Here is a 17,991-nt window from a genome sequence, read left to right on the forward strand (position 1 = left end):
TCCCAAGCGGATTCATAGATTAAAAGACCTACTGCGTCTCGGCATAAGGTCATGGCTGAACCGCCCCGGTTTTGAACTGACTCCCAGGAGTTGTACCCTCGCGGAGGATTGAGTAGCAATTTACTTAAGGCGCATGACAGGAGTGACTTGCTTCGGGTCGGTTACTAACTCAACGAGCGCAAAGCCTTTAGCGGCGCGAGCGCGCTCGAACGCTGCTGGGAATTCTTCCGCCGTACGTACTTGCTCCGCATGAGCTGCACCCAAGGAGTTCGCCAATGCGACGTAGTTCGGACCAGCAAGCTGAGTGCCACTGATACGTCCCGGGTAGCGGTTCTCCTGGTGCATACGGATGGTTCCATACATGCCGTTGTTGACGACGATGGTGATGAGGCGCGCGTTGTGTGCGGCAGCAGTCGCCAATTCCTGCGGATACATCAGGAAGCAGCCGTCGCCCGCTACACAAAGGACTTCACGGTCACGGTATCGAAGAGCTGCAGCAACTGCAGCAGGAACACCGTAGCCCATTGCTCCGCAGGTCGTCGCGAGTTGGGTTCGGGCGCTACGGTACTTGTAAAACCGATGCAGCCACACAGCGTAGTTCCCCGCCCCATTCGATACGAGGGCGTCGTCAGGAAGCACTTCCGCTGCGTGCTGCATTACTAATCCCAGGTCGACGCCTATTGCCTCGGGCACCCTCGTTGGAGGCAGGCTGAAGGCTTCATGAGCGGCACGCGCATGCTTCGTCCAGCCTGCCCAAGCAATCTCAGCAGGTGCAGCAACGTTAGCCAGGGCAGAAATTGTTGCCAAGATATCGGCATTTACTCCCACCGAAGGGCGATAAACACGGCCTATCTCTGTGGCGTCGACGTGCACGTGAACAAGGTCCTGCTGTGGGACGGGAACTTCGAGAAGCGTATAGCCACCTGTAGCCACGTCTCCCAAGCGGGTTCCCAGAGCAAGTATGACGTCTGCTTTGACAACTGCATCTTTGAGCGCAGGATTCATCCCAAGGCTCATGTGGCCAACATACTGCGGATTACGGTTGTCCAACACATCCTGGCGACGGAATGAGCATGCAACAGGGAGATTCCATGCCTTCGCAAATATCGCCAGTTGCGCCGAAGCCTCTTGGCACCAGCCACTGCCGCCAACAACGACAAGGGGACGCTGTGCATTTGCTAGCTTCTCGCGAATCTTTGCGATGGCGCTATCGGAAGGAACTTTCGGCTCAATGGCAGAGGTCCGAAATGCAAGCTTATCGGTAACATCAACGAGCATGTCCTCAGGAAGCGAAACGACCACTGGACCAGGTCGTCCCGATACTGCGGTGTGAAATGCCCTGGCTACGATTTCAGCCATACGCGATGCATCGGTTACTTCAACAACCCACTTCGCCAGTTTGCCGAACATCGCATAGAAGTCGACCTCTTGGAAGGCGTCTCTGCCCACCTGCTCTCGTGCAATCTGACCGACAAACAAAATCATGGGCGTCGAGTCTTGCTGCGCGACATGCACGCCAATACTGGCGTGGGTCGCACCAGGACCGCGTGTAACCATGCATATGCCTGGGCGGCCCGTCATCTTGCCGTCGGCCTCCGCCATATTGGCGGCGCCACCCTCGTGCTTGGCCACAATGAGTTCAATGTCATCAGAAGCATCATGGAGGGCATCAAGCACTTCAAGATAGCTCTCGCCAGGGACACAGAAGACTCGGTCAACGCCATGTTGGCGCAGAGAGTCGACAAGCACACGGCCTGCAGTCTGTTTTGTAGGGGGGGTTGCTGGAGATGTGAACATAAGTTGCGAATCTGAGGATGCGAATCGGGCTCTCGGAGCATTTGCAGTTTATGAATAGCCATGCTTAAGGTACCCAAAATCTCACATGGCAGCTACGTAACTATTTCATTGCTCGTCTGTAGGGGCACTTCCAGTATTAGTCAAAGAGCAACGTCGGCCCCGTGCATGGAAATCGACTGAACCTACGGCTCTCATTTCGTTAAGTCGACCATAGCGCTGACTCTTTCGCAACAAGCTGCGACGACGACAATTTCATCGCGCCAATCGGGCCTCTACCGTTTCTCTGGGAGCGCTTATGGCTCTGCAACACAACGACTGTTTGAGATAGTCGCCTACTGGCAAACCTGGGGCCGAACAACACACCCATGCAACCAATTTACCCAGGAGTGCTTTCCTCAACACAATTGATAACGCGTTATCATTATCAATTAAACATTGAGGTCCACGATGGCTAATCTGCTTCCAGTGACCGTTCTCTCAGGCTTCCTGGGGGCGGGCAAAACAACCCTTCTGAACCACATACTCAACAACCGCGAAGGCCGCCGTGTTGCAGTCATAGTCAATGACATGTCCGAGGTGAACATCGATGCTGCTCTGGTGCGTGATGGCGGCAGCAAGCTCTCCCGGACCGAGGAGAAGCTGGTTGAAATGAGCAACGGCTGCATCTGCTGCACCTTGCGCGAAGACCTCTTGGTGGAGGTCCGCAGGCTCGCCAAAGAACGGCGCTTCGACCATCTTGTCATCGAATCCACCGGTATTTCGGAGCCACTGCCTGTGGCCGAAACGTTCACCTTCACCGACGAAGCAGGAGCAAGTCTTTCCGATATTGCGGCTCTGGACACCATGGTCACGGTTGTCGATGGCTTCAATTTCCTCAAGGACTATGAATCCAGGGATAGCCTCAAGAGCCGTGGCGAATCGCTTGGACAAGAGGACCAACGGTGTGTTGTCGACTTGCTCATCGAGCAAATTGAGTTTTGCGATGTGCTCGTTCTGAACAAGACCGACCTCATCTCCGACGCCGAGCAATTGCGTCTGCGGGCCATTCTGGCGAGCTTGAACCCTCGCGCCAAAATCGTTGACGCGGCCTTCGGCAAGGTCCCTCTCTCGTCCGTGCTTTCAACCAAGCTCTTCAACTTTGAAGAGGCGGCAAAGGCCCCTGGCTGGCTCAAGGAGCTTCGTGGTGAACACAAGCCTGAGACCGATGAATATGGGATTGGCAGCTTTGTCTATCGGTCACGCCGCCCCTTCCACCCCGAGCGCTTTCACAGGCTGGTAGAGACCGAATGGCCCGGAGTCATTCGTTCCAAAGGCTTCTTCTGGCTGGCCAGTCGCCCCGCCAAGGTCGGCGACTGGTCTCAGGCAGGTGCCGTGTGCCGGAACGGCCTCGCTGGTCGATGGTGGGCCACCGTGCCTCAAGAGCACTGGCCAAAGGATTCAGAGGCCATTGCTGCCATCAAGAAGAACTGGGACGAAGAGGTTGGAGACGCACGCCAAGAGTTGGTCGTCATCGGAATTGATATGGACGAAGCAACACTCCGACGCATGTTCGACGCATGCCTATTAACAGACCGGGAAATGGCTCTAGGCCCCCGGGCGTGGAGAACTTTCAAGGACCCTTTCCCGACCTGGGCATAAGCAAAGGAGCAAAACAACATGACGAAACATTGCATGCATACCGGTGCCTACCAGGCAATCATTGGCGAGCCCTTCATCGTGACCTTTTGCACAGGCATGAAGCTGCACTTCAAGGAGCCAATCGCATTCGGTGAGTTATCGACAATGGTGATGCCAAGCGCCTCCGAGGCAGCTACGGGCACTTTCAACGGCCTGCACTTGGGCCCAGACGAGCTCATTGTTCACGGGGGTCATGTCCAGTTCGACATCACCCCAGAGACCTGCACTTCAACTCAAGACGGTGTGGCTTAGCGCTAGCCCAGGAAAGCAAGGCGATTGATACGGGAGCGCTATGCCTGAGGTCGGTTGCCTAAAAAGTCGACTCACCACAGGCCGGTCAGGCCTGTCCGCAACCGCTTAATGCAGCAGCACCGGCTCGGCCTCAACTGCTTACCGCCACAGGCTCTCCGCTGTCCCAGCCGCCGCCCAGCGCACGGATCAGCGCCACCGTGGCCGTGTACTGCGCGGTACGCACCTGCAAGGCCTGACGCCGGTTGCGCAGCTCGTTGCGGCGCGCATCGAGCAGCTCCAGCTGGCTCACCAGACCGTTGCGATAGCGCACGTCCGAGAGGTGCGTGGCACGCTCCGAGGATTGCACGGCCTGCCCCAGCACATGGGCCTGGCCCGAGAGCAGGCGCAAGGCACTGAGCTGATCCTCGACCTCCCTAAAGGCCGCGAGCACCTGACCGCGCTGGGCTGCCACGGCGGCCTCCAGGCGCGCACGGGCGCCCTCTTCCTGCGCGGCGCGCTGGCCGCCGTCGAAGATGGGCAGGGACAGCAAGGCGCCTATGCCCCAGGAGCGCGCCGACCACTTGAACAGATCGCCCAGCTCCGGCGAGGCATAGCCGCCATTGCCCGTGAGCGTGATGGCTGGAAACCATGCGGCCTGGGCCACGCCCACGCGCGCCTGGGCCGCCAGCACCGATGCCTGGGCCGCCGACACATCGGGGCGGCGTGCCAGCACCGTGGCGGGCACGCCTGCCGGAATCACGGGCAGCGTTGCCAGCACAGGCTGCGCAGCCAGCGTGAAGCCAGTGGCGATATCGCCGACCAGCACGGCCAGCGCATGCGTGAGGGCTGCCTGCTGGCGCTCCAGCGCCAGCGTCTCGGCCTCGGTGGCCGAAACCTCGGTTTGCATTCGCGCCACGTCCAGCTCAGCGGCATCGCCGGCCCGGAAGCGCTTCTCGATCAGCGTCAGAGTCTCACGATAGGCCACCAGACTCTGCTCGACCAGCTGGCGTTCGGTCTGCAGCGAACGCAGTTGCAGATAGGTCTGGGCCACATCGGCCTGCACCATCAGGCGCGTGCTCTGCAGCAGGGCCTCACGTGCATTGGCATCCTCGCGCGCAGCATCGCTGGCCCGCGACAGGCGGCCGAACAGATCCGCTTCATAGGAGAAGTTCAGGCCGGCCGTGACCAGGGTGGCGGGCTGCATGCCGTTCGCCGTGTTCGCACCTGCCTGGCGCACAGCGCCGCCCGAGGCCCCGATCTGCGGCTGCCGCTGGGCATCGGCCGAGCGCAGCAGCGCGCGGGCTTCGGCCAAACGTGCCGCAGCGGTCTGCACATCGGTATTGGCTTCACCCGCACGCTCCACGAGAGCGCTGAGTTCGGCGTCGGCAAATACCAGCCACCAGGCCCCGCGCGACTGGGCCTCGGCCGGGGCGGCCTGCGTCCAGCCCGCAGCTGCGGCCTGGGCGCTGAAGCTTGCAGGCACGGCAACGCCGGCATGCTCGGCCACCGTGGGCGGTGCACTGGCGCAACCCGCCAGCACCAGGGCTGCCGTCAGTGCGCTCAGAGACGGCATCAGGGATCGAATGCCTTGCATCGTTTTCATATCGGAATCCATGGTTGATTGGGGCTTATTCGTCATGGCCGCGCGGCGCAGCAGGCATGGGCAGGGCCGAGGCGCCGTGACCCGGCTCGCTGATCGGCGCCACATGACTGCCATGCTGCTGCAGCGGACGGTTGCCAGCCAGACGGCGCAGCACCACATAGAACACCGGCGTGAGGAACAGGCCAAAGGCCGTCACACCGATCATGCCGGCGAACACCGCCACGCCCATGGCGCTTCGCATCTCGGCTCCCGCGCCGGTGGACAGCACCAGCGGCAGCACGCCCATGACAAAGGCCAGCGAGGTCATGAGGATGGGACGCAGACGCAGGCGGCTGGCCTCGATGGCGGCCTGCACGGGCGTGCGGCCGGCAAATTCCAGCTCGCGGGCAAACTCCACGATCAGGATGGCGTTCTTGGCCGACAACCCCACCAGCACGATGAGCCCGATCTGCGTGAACACATTGTTGTCGCCACCGCTCAGCCACACGCCGGTCATGGCAGCCAGCAGGCCCATGGGAACGATGAGGATGATGGCAATCGGCAGGGTCAGGCTTTCGTACTGTGCCGCCAGCACCAGGAACACCAGCAGGATGGCGATGGGGAACACCAGCACGGCGGAATTGCCGGCCAGGATTTCCTGGTAGGTCAGCTCGGTCCACTCGAAGCCTATGCCGGGCGGCAGGGTTTCGGCGGCAATGCGCTCGACGGCGGCCTGTGCCTGGCCCGAGGAGAAACCGGGCGCGGGCCCGCCGTTCACGTCGGCGGCCAGAAAGCCGTTGTAGCGCATGGCACGTTCGGGCCCGAAGCTGGGTTCGAGCTTCATCAGCGCCGACAGCGGCACCATCTCGCCTGTGGTGGAACGCACCTTGAGCAGGCCCACGTCTTCGGCACGCGCCCGGTAGGCGGCATCGGCCTGGACGCGCACGCTGTAGGTGCGGCCGAACTGATTGAAGTCGTTCGCATACAGGCTGCCCAGGTAGATCTGCAGCGTCTCGAAGATATCCGTCACGGGCACGCCGAGCTGGCGCGCCTTGGTGCGGTCGATGGCGGCATAGAGCTGGGGCACGTTGACCTGCCAGCTGGTGAACAGGCCGGCCAGCTCGGGCGTCTGGTAGGCCTTGGCCATGAATGCCTTCACGGCCGCGTCCATGGCGTCGTAGCCCAGCGAGGCACGGTCCTCGATCTGCAGCTTGAAGCCGCCGGTCGTGCCCAGGCCGGCCACGGGCGGCGGCGGGAACATGGCGATAAAGGCTTCCTGGATGCTGCCAAAGGCCTGGTTGAGCTGGCCCGCCACGGCACCGCCGCTCTGGTCGGCATGCGTGCGCTCGGCAAAGGGCTTGAGGGTGACAAAGACGATGCCCGAATTGGAGCTGTTGGTGAAGCCGTTGATGGACAGCCCGGGGAAGGCGATGGCGTCTTCCACGTTGGGATTGTTCTTGACGATCTCGCCCATGCGGCGGATCACGTCTTCGGTACGGTCCAGTGTGGCGCCATCGGGAAGCTGGGCAAAGCCGACCAGGTACTGCTTGTCCTGGGCCGGCACGAAACCGCCGGGCACCAGCTTGAACAGACCCCAGGTCGCGCCCACCAGCACGGCGTAGATCACCAGCATCAGCGCCTTGCGGCCGATGACGCGTTGCACGCCGCCGCTATAGGCCTCAGAGCCGCGGCGGAACAAGGCGTTGAAGCGGCGAAAGAACCCGCCCAGCACGCGTTCCATGCCGCGTGTCAGCGCGTCCTTGGGAGCGTCGTGGCCGCGCAGCAGCAGCGCGGAAAGCGCGGGCGACAGGGTCAGCGAGTTGATGGCCGAGATAACGGTCGAGATGGCGATGGTCACCGCGAACTGGCGATAGAACTGGCCCGTCAGGCCGCTGATGAAGGCCAGCGGCACGAACACGGCCACCAGCACCAGGGCGATGGCGATGATGGGCCCGCTCACCTCCTGCATGGCGCGATAGGTGGCCTGGCGCGGCGACAGACCGGCCTCGATGTTGCGCTCCACGTTCTCCACCACCACGATGGCGTCATCCACCACGATACCGATGGCCAGCACCAGGCCGAACAGGCTCAGCGCATTGATGGAAAAGCCCAGCAGGTGCAGCACGGCGAAGGTACCCACCACCGACACCGGCACGGCCAGCAGCGGAATGATGGAGGCGCGCCAGGTCTGCAGGAACAGGATCACCACCACCACGACCAGGGCCACGGCTTCCAGCAGGGTCTGGATCACGGACTTGATGGAAGCCCGCACGAACTGGGTGGGGTCGTAGGCGATGCGGAACTCCACGCCCTCGGGCATGTGCTTTTGCAGCTCGGCCATGGTGGAGCGCACATTGGCCGAGATCTCCAGGGCATTCGAGCCCGGGGCCTGGAACACGCCCATGCCTACGGCGGGATCGTTGTTGAGCAGGGAGCGCAGCGAATAATCGGCCGCGCCCAGCTCCAGCCTCGCCACGTCGCGCAAGCGCGTCACGGCGCCGTCGGAGCCGGTCTTGACGATGATGTCGCCGAACTCTTCCTCGGTCTGCAAGCGGCCTTGCGCATTGATGGACAGTTGCATGTCCACACCGGGCAGGCCGGGCGAGGCGCCCACCACGCCGGCTGCAGCCTGCACGTTCTGGCCGCGGATGGCGGCCACCACGTCGGCGGCAGAGAGACCGCGCTGCGCCACCTTCTGCGGATCCAGCCAGGCGCGCATGGAATAGTCGCCGCCGCCGAAGATCTGCACCTGGCCCACACCCTGGATGCGCGCCAGGCGGTCCTTCACGTTGAGCACGGCATAGTTGCGCAGATAGTCGATGTCATAACGGCCGTTGGGCGAGACCATGTGCACGACCATGGTCAGGTCGGGCGCGCTCTTGACCGTGGTGATGCCCAGGCGGCGCACTTCCTCGGGCAGGCGCGGCTCGGCCTGGGAGACGCGGTTCTGCACCAGTTGCTGGGCCTTGTCGGGGTCGGTGCCCAGGGCGAAGGTCACGGTCAGCGTCATCACGCCGTCGGTCGTGGCCTGGCTGCCCATGTAGAGCATGCCTTCCACGCCATTGATGGATTCCTCCAGCGGCGTGGCCACGGTTTCTGCAATCACCTTGGGGTTGGCGCCCGGGTACTGGGCGCGCACCACCACCGAGGGTGGAGCGACCTCGGGGTATTCCGAGATCGGCAGCGTTCGCATGGCGATGAGGCCTGCGAGAAAAATAAGTACCGACAGCACACCCGCAAAGATCGGGCGGTCGATGAAAAATCGGGAAAGGTTCATGGTGTCGGAGGATTAAGGGTTCTCAGACCGTGGGTTGCTTGGCGGCGCCGCGGCCATCGGCCAGCTCGGCCTTGGCATCCATGGGCACGTCCTGGGGCGCGACCACCACGCCGGGGCGCACACGCTGCAGTCCGTTGACGACGATGCGCTCGCCGGCCTTGAGGCCCGAAGTGACCACGCGCAGGCCGTCCACCGGTGCGCCCAATTGCACCTCCCGGTACTCGGCCTTGTTGTCCGCGCCAATCACCAGCACGAATTTCTTGCTCTGGTCCGTGCCCACGGCGCGCTCGTTGATAAGCACGGCCTGGGTGGTCTGGGGCTGGCCCATGCGGATGCGCGCGAACTGGCCGGCCATGAGCGTTCCGTCCACATTGCCGAACACGGCCCGCACGCGCACCGTGCCGCTCTTGGCATCGACCTGGTTGTCTATGAGCTGCAGATGACCGACATAAGGCGTGCCGCCGCTGGTACCCACCCCCATCTGAACGGGAATGGTTTCAATCAGCGCACGCGTGCTGCGTCCCTGGCTTGCGCTCTGCAGACCCTGCAGCGCCTGGGCCACGATCTGCTCGTCCGCGTCAAAGCTGGCGTACATGGGGTCCACCGACACCAAGGTGGTCAGCACCGGAGCACCGGCTCCCGAGCTCACGAGATTGCCCACCGTGACCTCGATGCGGCCCACGCGTCCGCTCACCGGCGCCTTGACCTGGGTGTAGCCCAGGTTCAGCTTGGCGGTCTGCAGCGCAGCCTGGGCGGCGCGCAGATTCGCATCGGCCTCGCGCCGGGCATTCACGCGCTCGTCGTATTCCTTTTGCGCGATCGCCCGCTCATCCCACAGACGCGTGGCGCGCTCGGACTCGCTCTGGGTATAGGCCATGCGCGCCTTGGCGGCAACGACCTGGGCTTCGGCGCGATCGACTTCTGCCACATAGGGCGCCGGGTCCACGGTGAACAGCAGATCACCGGCCCTGACCAGTGCGCCTTCCTTGAAATGCACGGCCTGCACCGCTCCCGAGACGCGCGGCTGCACATCCACGCGCTGCACGGCTTCGAGGCGGCCGGAGAATTCATTCCACAGCGTCACGTCCTGCTGCAGGACCTGGGCTGCCGAAACCGGCACAGCCGGCGCGGCGGCTTGCACAGCGGGCGCTTCGGCATGCGATGACAGGCCCAGCATGGCGGCAGTCGTGGCGATCACGGCAGCGGCGACGCCGACGGCGGCCCACCGGCGGCGGTTGGAGAGTTTGGAGTGCTCGTTCATGGCAATGTCTTTGTTCAAGGGTTGAAAGCGGTAGCGGCTCTTTCGGCGGCAGGCAAGACTCATCCCTTCCAGCGCTGTGGCCAGGAATCGAATGAGAAAGAGAAGAAAAAGGCGCAGCCGTGCTGCGTCCGGCCCTCGGGGCCGGATCAGGTCAGCTGTCTCAGCAGGGCAAAATCAGCTCAGAGCCGACATCGGGTGGTTTCGAAAAACTGGCGCAGTTGCTCCTGCAGCTGCGCGGCGCAAGGGCAGGACTCGGGCGGCTGCTCCAGCAGCGCCTGCGGCCATTGCCCGGCTTCGGCAAACACATGGCGATGCACGCTCAGGCCGGCAGCTTCCAGCCGCGCGCCATAGTTCAGTGCCTCATCGCGCATGGGGTCGGCCTCGCCGACCAGAATCAGCGTCGGCGGCAGTCCCGCGAGACGGCGGGCTCGCGCCGGCACCGCATAGGGGTGCTCCGCATCATGCGGCTCGCCCAGGTACTGGCACCAGCCCGAAGCCCATTTGCATTCGACGGACTCGCCCTGGGCAGCACGCTGCGAAGGCGTGGCCGAGCAGGGGTCCAGCATGGGAGAGATCAGAATCTGCCCGGCCAGCGGCGGCTGCTGCTGATCGCGCGCCATCATGCAGACGCCTGCCGCCAGATTGGCTCCGGCCTCTTCACCGGCCAGGTAGAGCGGAGCGCCCTTTCCAGCCAGCTTGGTGCGTTGCTTGTAGGCCCACAGCAGCACCTCGTAGCCCAACTCCAGCGGACGCGGAAACGGATGCTCGGGTGCCAGCGGATAGGCCAGCGACACCACGCAGGCCCCGGCCGCCGCCAGCGAGCTGCCGACGGTGCAGCCGTTGTCCAGATCGCCGGCCACAAAGGCGCCACCATGGAAATGCAACACCAGCGGGACGACTTCGCCGCGCCGCTTGCCGCCGTATATGCGCACATCGGCCTGCACACCGTCGGCCACGGAGATCGTGGTGTCGGTATGAGGAATCGGCTGCGATGCGGTGGCTTTGGTGTTTGACATGGATTTTCCGGACAGGACCGGGTGATGGAACAGAAATGTAGCAACAGCAAGTGACGGTATAAACCCCGCAAACGCGGCCACACTGTTTCCAATTCTCGAACAATGACGGTGTGAGCTGTGTGTGAGAATCCCGCATCCTCGGCGAGTCCGGGTTTTCGCGAGGACAAGGAGATCCCATGGATCAGATACAGGCCATGCGTATTTTCGCGCGGGTCGTGGAAGCCGGCACTTTCACGCGTGCAGCCGATTCGCTGCAAATGCCAAAAGCCAGTGTGACCAAGAACGTTCAGGCGCTGGAAGAGCGCCTGCGCGTGAAGCTGCTCAACCGTACCACGCGCCGTGTCACCGTGACCGCCGATGGTGCGGCCTATTACGACCGCGCCGTGCGCCTGCTCGCCGACTTCGACGATCTCGAGGCCAGCGTCAGCCAGGCCCGCACCACGCCGCGCGGGCGCCTGCGCGTGGATGTGGGAACCACCGTGGCGCGGCTACTCATCATTCCCCATCTGAGCGAGTTCCAGTCTCGCTATCCCGAAATACAGATCGATCTGGGCGTGAGCGACCGCACCGTGGACCTGATCAGCGACAACGTGGACTGCGTAATCCGCGGCGGCGAGCTGGCCGACCAGTCCCTGGTGGCGCGCCGAATCGGCAATCTGGAATTCATCACCGTTGCCGCACCCGAATATCTGCAGCGCCACGGCGTGCCACAGCATCCGCGCGACCTGGAGTCCGGCCATCGCAACGTGATCTATTTCTCCCCGGTCTCGGCGCGGCGCTATCCGCTGGAGTTCCACAAGGGCGGCGAAGTGATTGAGATCGCCAGTCCCGCCCACCTGGGCATCAACGAAGGCAATGCCTATATCAGCGCCATCCTCGCTGGCCAGGGCATAGGGCAGCTCAGCCGCTTCCAGATTCACAAGTACCTGGAAAACGGCCAGCTGCAACGCGTGCTGGAGGACTGGAAGCACCCTCTGCTGCCGATCTATGTGGTCTATCCGCCAAACTCCCACCTCAGCGCCAAGGTGCGCGCCTTTGTGGACTGGGTGGTGGAGCTGTTTTCGCGCAATCCGCTGCTGCAGGGCGAAAGCCGGCCCGCCTAGTCAGGCAGGGCCCCATTCGTCAGGCCGGCATCACTGCTGCAGCTGCGCCCAGACCTTGTCCAGCCGCTTGGCGCTGACCGGATACGGCGTGCGCAGCTCCTGCGCAAAAAAGCTCACGCGCAGCTCCTCCAGCATCCAGCGGTACTCCTGCATGCGGGCATCGATCTGCCCCTTGCGCTCGGCCACCAGCCGCCAGTAGCGCTGCTCCAGCGGCAGCAGCTCCTTGAGCTTGGCGGCATCGCGCGCCGGGTCGGCCCGGTACTTGTCCAGACGCGAGCTAATGGCCTTGAGGTAGCGCGCGTAATGACCGAGCTGCGCCCAGGGGGCCACGGCGATGAAGTTCTTGGGCATGAGCTTTTGCAGCTGTTCGCTCGCATCCTTGGTGGCCTCGGGCGCGTTCTTCGTGTCCTTGATCTTGCGCGCGGCGGCTGCGTACTCGGCGAGGATGACGGCCGACATGCGAGCTACCTCGTTGGCAATCAGCGTAAGGCGCCCACGGCCGTCCTGCACGCGCTGCTTGAAGTCGGCCTCGTTGCTCGGCAGCGGCTCCTGCAAAAAGGCGCGGTCTATGGCCACGTCGATGATCTGGCCGCGCAGCTCCTCCTGCGTGCCCAGCGGCATATAGGCCACAGCCATCTTCTGCAGATCGGGAATGTTCTTTTCCAGATACTTGAGCGCATCGCGAATCTGCAGCGCGAACAGCCGGCGCAAACCCACACGGTGCTTTGCGGCAGCGGCTTCGGGTTCGTCAAAGACTTCGATGCCGACGGCGTCGCCATGGTCGATCAGGGCCGGAAAGCCGATCAGCGTGGTGCCGCCCTTCTTGATCTCCATAAGCTCGGGCAGCTCGCCAAAGCTCCAGTCCTTGTAGCGCGCATCGTGGGACTGCGCCGGCTTGCCCGCCGCACACTTATCATTTTTAGGAGCTTCTTGCGCTTTTCTATTATCACCTTCAGATACTTTTGACTCTGAAATGCTTGTATCACTTATGCCAGCAGCTACCTTTAATGAAGCAAGCGCCTGGAATGCACCGCGTGCCTTGGCGCCCCACTCGGCCTTGAGCGCACCCAGATTGCGGCCCTGACCCAGCTGGCGGCCATGCTCGTCGGTGATGCGGAAGTTCATGAACAGATGCGGGCTCAGCATGTCCAGCTTGAAGTCGGCACGCTTCACATCCAGCGAGGTCTCGTCGCGCACCTGCTTGAGCAAGGCGTCGATCAGCCCGCCCTGGGCCCAGCGCTCGCTCTCGGTAAACAGCTCTGCCAGCCGCGCCGCGCTCTCGGGCAGCGGCACGAAACGGCTGCGCGGGCGCTGGGGCAGGCTCTTCAAGAGCGCCTGGATCTTGTCCTTGAGCATGCCCGGCACCAGCCACTCGGCGCGCTCCTCCGACACCTGGTTGAGCACGAACAGCGGCACGGTGACCGTGATGCCGTCGCGCGCGTCGCCGGGGCTGTGCAGATAGCTGGCGCTGCAATCGGCACCGCCCAGCTTCACGGTCTTGGGAAATTTGTCCGTGGTGATGCCGGCGGCCTCGTGCCGCATCAGCTCGTCCCTGGACAGGCGCAGCAGCTCGGGCTGGTTCCTGCTCTCGGCGCGGAACCACTTGTCGAAGCTCGCGCCGCTGTACACATCCTTGGGCAGATGCTGGTCGTAGAAGGCAAAGATCAGCTCGTCGTCGACCAGCACGTCCTGGCGACGGCTCTTGTGCTCCAGCTCCTCGACCTTGCGCATGAGCTTGAGGTTGGCGGGCAGGAAATGCCACTTCGTTTCCCACTCCCCCTCCACCAGCGCCTGGCGGATGAAGAGATTGCGCGCCTCGTGGGGATCGACGCGGCCGTAGCTCACGCGGCGGCCGTTGTAGACCACCAGACCGTAGAGCGTGGCGCGCTCCAGCGCCACCACATCGGCCTGCTTCTTGCTCCAGTGCGGATCCAGCAGCTGCTTCTTGAGCAGATGGCCGCCCACCTCCTCCAGCCACTGCGGCTCTATGGCCGCAATGCCGCGGCCGTACAGGCGCGAGGTCTCGACCTGCTCGGCCGCCACAATCCAGCGACCGGGCTTCTTGCTCAGGTGAGCGCCGGGATGCGGGTGAAACTTGATGCCGTGCGCGCCCAGATAGCTCTCGCTCTCCTCGGCCTTGTAGCCGATATTGCCGAGCAAGCCCGACAGCATGGACAGGTGCACGGCCTCATAGCCCGCTGCCTCATTGTTGAGCAGCCATTTCTGCTCCTTGACCACCGTCAGCAGCTGAGAGTGGATGTCGCGCCACTCACGCACGCGGCGGATATTGATGAAGTTCTGGCGCAGCAACTGCTCCCACTGGCGGTTGCTGATCTTGTGCGTGGCCTCGTCGGCATGTTGGGCCTGATCGGCAGGGTTGAACAGCGCCAGCCGCTCTTGCACCGTGCCTTCGAGCTGCGCGCCGCTGGCACGCTGACTGACGGGCAGGAAGGCCTGGTTGCGCGCATTGGGCTTGGTCGCAGGTGCGTGCTGGGCCGCCATCTCCTTGCGGCTCTTGGCCACGACCTTGCCGCCGCGCGCATCCGACAGCCACTTCCACAAACGCAGATAGCCGCTGAATTCGCTTTTCTCGTCGTCGAACTTGGCATGAGCCTGGTCGGCCTGCTGCTGCGCCTCCATGGGCCGGTCGCGCACGTCCTGCACGCTGAGGGCCGAGGCAATGATCAGCACCTCGGCCAGGGCGCGGCGCTCACGCGCCTCCAGAATCATGCGGCCCACGCGCGGGTCCAGCGGCAGGCGCGACAGCTCCTTGCCCATGGGCAGCAGATGGCCGTGATCGTCCACCGCGCCCAGTTCGGCCAGCAGCTGATAGCCGTCGGCAATGGCGCGGCCCGAAGGCGCTTCGAGGAAGGGGAAATGCACCACATCGCCCAGCCCCAGCGACTTCATGCGCAGGATCACGCCGGCCAGAGAGGAGCGCAGGATTTCGGGGTCGGTGAAGCGGTCGCGGCTGACAAAGCTCTCTTCGTCGTACAGGCGAATGCAGATGCCGTTGGCCACGCGACCGCAACGGCCCGCGCGCTGGTTGGCTGCGGCCTGCGAGATCGGCTCGACCAGCAACTGCTCCACCTTGCTGCGGAAGGAATAGCGCTTCACACGCGCCGTACCGGCGTCGATCACATAGCGAATGCCCGGCACCGTGAGCGAGGTTTCGGCCACATTGGTGGCCAGCACGATGCGCCGGCCCGTATGGCCGTCAAAGATACGGTCCTGCTCGGCCTGCGACAGGCGCGAGAACAGCGGCAGCACTTCGGCACTGCGCAGCGTGGGCGAGTGCTGCAAATGCTTGCGCAGATGATCGGCGGCTTCGCGGATCTCGCGCTCGCCCGGCAGGAAGATCAGGATATCGCCGCCCTTGCCGCCGGCCCAGAGTTCATCGACGCCATCGGCAATGGCGTCGTTCAGATCCTTGTCCTTTTCACCCTCGAACGGGCGATAGCGCATCTCCACCGGATAGGTGCGGCCCGAAACCATGATCACGGGCGCAGGACCGCTCTTCGATTCGAAGTGCTTGGCAAAGCGGTCCGCATCGATGGTTGCCGAGGTCACCACCACCTTGAGATCGGGGCGCTTGGGCAGGATCTGCTTGAGATAGCCGAGCAGAAAGTCGATGTTCAGGCTGCGCTCGTGCGCCTCGTCGATGATCAGCGTGTCGTAGGCCTTGAGCAGCGGATCGGTCTGGGTCTCGGCCAGCAAGATGCCGTCGGTCATCAGCTTGACGGAGGCGTTCTTCTGCAGCGTGTCCTGAAAACGCACCTTGTAGCCCACCACTTCGCCCAGCGGCGTGTTCAGCTCCTCGGCAATGCGCTTGGCCACCGAGCTGGCGGCAATGCGGCGCGGCTGGGTGTGGCCGATCAGATGGCCACGCACCTGGCCGTTGGCATCGGGCGCGGCATTGAGCCTGCCCCGGCCCAGCGCCAGAGCGATCTTGGGCAGCTGCGTGGTCTTGCCCGAACCGGTCTCGCCGCAGACGATGATGACCTGATGGCGATCCATGGCCTCCATGATTTCCTGGCGACGGCTGGATACGGGGAGCGACTCGGGGAAGTTGATCTTCAAAGACATAAGGGCTGGGATTATCCCCGTCCTTGGCCGGTCTTGCGCAGTGATGACAAAAGCAGCCGCGCCGCGCAATTTTCAACGCCCTGCGTTGTACGAGCGATAGCGGCTGCAGCAGCGTTCATCGCGGGGACACCAACGCTTGCTATGCTCGCGGCAATTTTCGGTTTCTCTGCGCCCCATGGTTTCGACTGCTGCTTTCGTCATCCCTCTTCTGGCTCTCTGGCTCTGGTGGCCTGTCTCCAGCCTCAACGGTACTTCTCGTCTTGCCCGCCTGCTGGCCGCGCTGATCACGGCCTTGCTGGGCATTGCGCCGGCCTTGCTGCTCAAGGCCGTGCAGACGAATGCCCTGCCCTACGCCGTGGTGGCGCGCCTGCAGGTTCCCGGCGGCTGGATTCTGGCCATGCTGCTGATGCTGGCGCTGTTTGTACTGCTGCGCGATCTGCTGTGGCTGATCGCCCGACTCATGGGGCGAACCAGCCTGGCGCAGCTGCTGCACCTTCCCGCACTCACCGCAGCCGCCGTGGTGGCGACCGGCTGCCTGAGCGCCATCGGCGTCTTCAACGCCCTGCAACCGCCCAGGGTGCATGAGCAGCAGATCGCGGTCAGAAACCTGCCCACCGCCCTGCAGGGCCTGCGCATTGCCGTGCTGGCCGATATCCACGCCAGCCCGGTCAATGATGCAAGCTATGTGCAGACCATCGTGCAACGCACCCTGGCCACCACGCCCGACCTGATCGTGCTGCCCGGCGACATGGTGGACGGCGATGTCGCCACCAGCCGCGCCCATGTGGCGCCGCTGGCCGCCTTGAGCGCGCGCTACGGCGTCTGGGCGGCGCCGGGCAACCACGAGTACTACAGCGGCTACAACGCCTGGATGGCCGAGTTCCGCCGCCTGGGCCTGAATCTGCTGGAAAACCGCATGCAGCTGCTGAACATCAAGGGCAGCAAGCTGGCCCTGTCCGGCATCGGCGACCCGGTGTTCGGCCGGACCTCGCCCAACAACGCCGACCCCGAGGTCGCCGAAGGCGTTCCCCCCGATGTGGACGCAGTTGCCGCCCAGGCCCGCAAGGCCGGCGCACAGTTTCATATCCTGCTCGCGCACCAGCCCAAATTCGCGCGCGACAACGCGGACAAGGGCATGAATCTGCAGATATCGGGCCATACCCACGGCGGGCTGATTCTGGGCATGGACCGCTGGCTGGTGGCTCCCGTCAACAACGGTTTTGTGCGCGGCGAATATGACGTCGGCAATATGAAGCTGCTGGTCAGCAGCGGAGCAGGCCTGTGGGCCGGTTTTGCCGTACGCCTTGGCGTGGCGCCGCGAATCGAGCTGCTGACGCTGGTTGCGCAGCAGTGATTACCGGCCTTGCTGACTCCCGGGTTCAGCAAGGCCTGTATTTCGTTGAAATCTTTACAGCGCAAAACACTCTCAACCATTTGAAGCATTTGCAAAAATCAAACAGATTTCGAGATCCGAGCTTTTCCCGGCAATCCCGGCCTCCATAAAGCACCTGATTTACTGCCTTCTTTTCAAATCAGTCACTTACGCCATAAGTCCCTTGAAACTCCGCGCAGCTCCATTAATCCAAACCCCATTCATGGATCGCCATGTCTGACAAAAAGCTGTCAAAACCGAACGTGCTTACATTCCCGTAAAGCGATCCGACAGGCTGCGGCAAATGCGCCGCTAAGATACAAATCATTTTTCAGGGTCCGTACCGGTTCATGCCAATGCGCAAAAACCGGCCCATATTCCACGCATTGCCAAGGCAGCAATGCCGCCGAACGGCCATTCCCGCGGACTCTTTTCTCGATTGCAGACCATGAATTGTTCCCAATGCGGCAATCCGCTCTCTCCGAATGCCAAGTTCTGCAAGAACTGCGGCGCCAGACAAGCACCGGAAGCGGCAATCACTGCTGTTGAAAAAATCTGCAGCCAATGCCAGGCTGTCTGCAAACCCGAG

10 protein-coding genes and 1 pseudogene are annotated in these 17,991 nt (G+C 63.1%); 5 read left to right on the forward strand and 6 right to left on the reverse strand.

Translation table 11 applies throughout. From position 1 onward, the window contains the following. Nucleotides 1-120 precede the first annotated feature (120 nt). Nucleotides 121-1,797, reverse strand: a complete 1,677-nt coding sequence (locus tag AAIL67_RS00675; RefSeq protein WP_343483142.1) for a thiamine pyrophosphate-binding protein — start codon at nucleotides 1,795-1,797, stop codon at nucleotides 121-123. Between the two features lie 447 nt (nucleotides 1,798-2,244). Between AAIL67_RS00675 and zigA the strand changes: the two genes are divergently transcribed. Together zigA and AAIL67_RS00685 are read left to right on the forward strand one after the other, a co-directional pair. Further along, nucleotides 2,245-3,435 (forward strand): zinc metallochaperone GTPase ZigA, encoded by a 1,191-nt coding sequence (zigA, locus tag AAIL67_RS00680; protein ID WP_034352188.1) that lies wholly within the window; start codon nucleotides 2,245-2,247, stop codon nucleotides 3,433-3,435. An 18-nt stretch (nucleotides 3,436-3,453) separates the two neighbouring features. Continuing rightward, entirely contained in the window at nucleotides 3,454-3,726 is a 273-nt protein-coding gene (locus AAIL67_RS00685; RefSeq protein WP_034352184.1) for a hypothetical protein, read from the forward strand. Nucleotides 3,727-3,856: 130 nt separating this feature from the next. Here the strand turns inward: AAIL67_RS00685 and AAIL67_RS00690 are convergent, their stop codons facing one another. The 4 genes from AAIL67_RS00690 to AAIL67_RS00705 all read right to left on the reverse strand — a co-directional run bounded on the left by AAIL67_RS00690 (nucleotide 3,857) and on the right by AAIL67_RS00705 (nucleotide 10,841). Then, on the reverse strand, nucleotides 3,857-5,320 hold the full coding sequence (locus AAIL67_RS00690; RefSeq protein WP_045838963.1) for an efflux transporter outer membrane subunit: 1,464 nt from the start codon (nucleotides 5,318-5,320) through the stop codon (nucleotides 3,857-3,859). A gap of 13 nt (nucleotides 5,321-5,333) precedes the next feature. After that, complete coding sequence (locus AAIL67_RS00695) at nucleotides 5,334-8,564, reverse strand: efflux RND transporter permease subunit (protein ID WP_343483144.1); 3,231 nt, start codon at nucleotides 8,562-8,564, stop codon at nucleotides 5,334-5,336. Between the two features lie 22 nt (nucleotides 8,565-8,586). Next, nucleotides 8,587-9,825, reverse strand: coding sequence for an efflux RND transporter periplasmic adaptor subunit (locus AAIL67_RS00700; RefSeq protein WP_063661350.1), 1,239 nt, complete (start codon nucleotides 9,823-9,825; stop codon nucleotides 8,587-8,589). 179 nt (nucleotides 9,826-10,004) lie between these two features. Continuing rightward, nucleotides 10,005-10,841 carry an alpha/beta hydrolase gene (locus AAIL67_RS00705; RefSeq protein WP_059440204.1) on the reverse strand — a complete coding sequence of 279 codons (837 nt, stop codon included), beginning with the start codon at nucleotides 10,839-10,841 and terminating at the stop codon, nucleotides 10,005-10,007. 176 nt (nucleotides 10,842-11,017) lie between these two features. Here AAIL67_RS00705 and AAIL67_RS00710 point away from each other — a divergent pair, with 176 nt between their 5' ends. After that, nucleotides 11,018-11,944 carry a LysR family transcriptional regulator gene (locus AAIL67_RS00710; RefSeq protein WP_034352167.1) on the forward strand — a complete coding sequence of 309 codons (927 nt, stop codon included), beginning with the start codon at nucleotides 11,018-11,020 and terminating at the stop codon, nucleotides 11,942-11,944. 30 nt (nucleotides 11,945-11,974) lie between these two features. Here AAIL67_RS00710 and hrpA read toward each other — a convergent pair whose 3' ends face one another. Beyond that, on the reverse strand, nucleotides 11,975-16,030 hold the full coding sequence (gene hrpA, locus AAIL67_RS00715) for an ATP-dependent RNA helicase HrpA (RefSeq protein WP_343483145.1): 4,056 nt from the start codon (nucleotides 16,028-16,030) through the stop codon (nucleotides 11,975-11,977). Between the two features lie 175 nt (nucleotides 16,031-16,205). Between hrpA and AAIL67_RS00720 the strand changes: the two genes are divergently transcribed. Next, entirely contained in the window at nucleotides 16,206-17,384 is a 1,179-nt protein-coding gene (locus tag AAIL67_RS00720; protein ID WP_343483146.1) for a metallophosphoesterase, read from the forward strand. 466 nt (nucleotides 17,385-17,850) lie between these two features. Next, nucleotides 17,851-17,955: pseudogene (locus AAIL67_RS00725) on the forward strand (zinc-ribbon domain-containing protein); the annotation flags it as partial. Between the last annotated feature and the right edge of the window lie 36 nt (nucleotides 17,956-17,991).

It is taken from the genome of Comamonas sp. A7-5, from assembly GCF_039581385.1.
In the GTDB taxonomy this organism is placed as follows: Bacteria; Pseudomonadota; Gammaproteobacteria; order Burkholderiales; family Burkholderiaceae_C; genus Comamonas; species Comamonas thiooxydans.

What these genes read in the sequence shown, in the direction of transcription:
- AAIL67_RS00675 (WP_343483142.1), bottom strand. Translation starts at nt 1,797, where the DNA reads ATGTTCACATCTCCAGCAACCCCCCCTACAAAACAGACTGCAGGCCGT.
- AAIL67_RS00700 (WP_063661350.1), bottom strand. Translation starts at nt 9,825, where the DNA reads ATGAACGAGCACTCCAAACTCTCCAACCGCCGCCGGTGGGCCGCCGTC.
- AAIL67_RS00695 (WP_343483144.1), bottom strand. Translation starts at nt 8,564, where the DNA reads ATGAACCTTTCCCGATTTTTCATCGACCGCCCGATCTTTGCGGGTGTG.
- AAIL67_RS00705 (WP_059440204.1), bottom strand. Translation starts at nt 10,841, where the DNA reads ATGTCAAACACCAAAGCCACCGCATCGCAGCCGATTCCTCATACCGAC.
- AAIL67_RS00720 (WP_343483146.1), top strand. Translation starts at nt 16,206, where the DNA reads ATGGTTTCGACTGCTGCTTTCGTCATCCCTCTTCTGGCTCTCTGGCTC.
- hrpA (WP_343483145.1), bottom strand. Translation starts at nt 16,030, where the DNA reads ATGTCTTTGAAGATCAACTTCCCCGAGTCGCTCCCCGTATCCAGCCGT.
- zigA (WP_034352188.1), top strand. Translation starts at nt 2,245, where the DNA reads ATGGCTAATCTGCTTCCAGTGACCGTTCTCTCAGGCTTCCTGGGGGCG.
- AAIL67_RS00685 (WP_034352184.1), top strand. Translation starts at nt 3,454, where the DNA reads ATGACGAAACATTGCATGCATACCGGTGCCTACCAGGCAATCATTGGC.
- AAIL67_RS00710 (WP_034352167.1), top strand. Translation starts at nt 11,018, where the DNA reads ATGGATCAGATACAGGCCATGCGTATTTTCGCGCGGGTCGTGGAAGCC.
- AAIL67_RS00690 (WP_045838963.1), bottom strand. Translation starts at nt 5,320, where the DNA reads ATGGATTCCGATATGAAAACGATGCAAGGCATTCGATCCCTGATGCCG.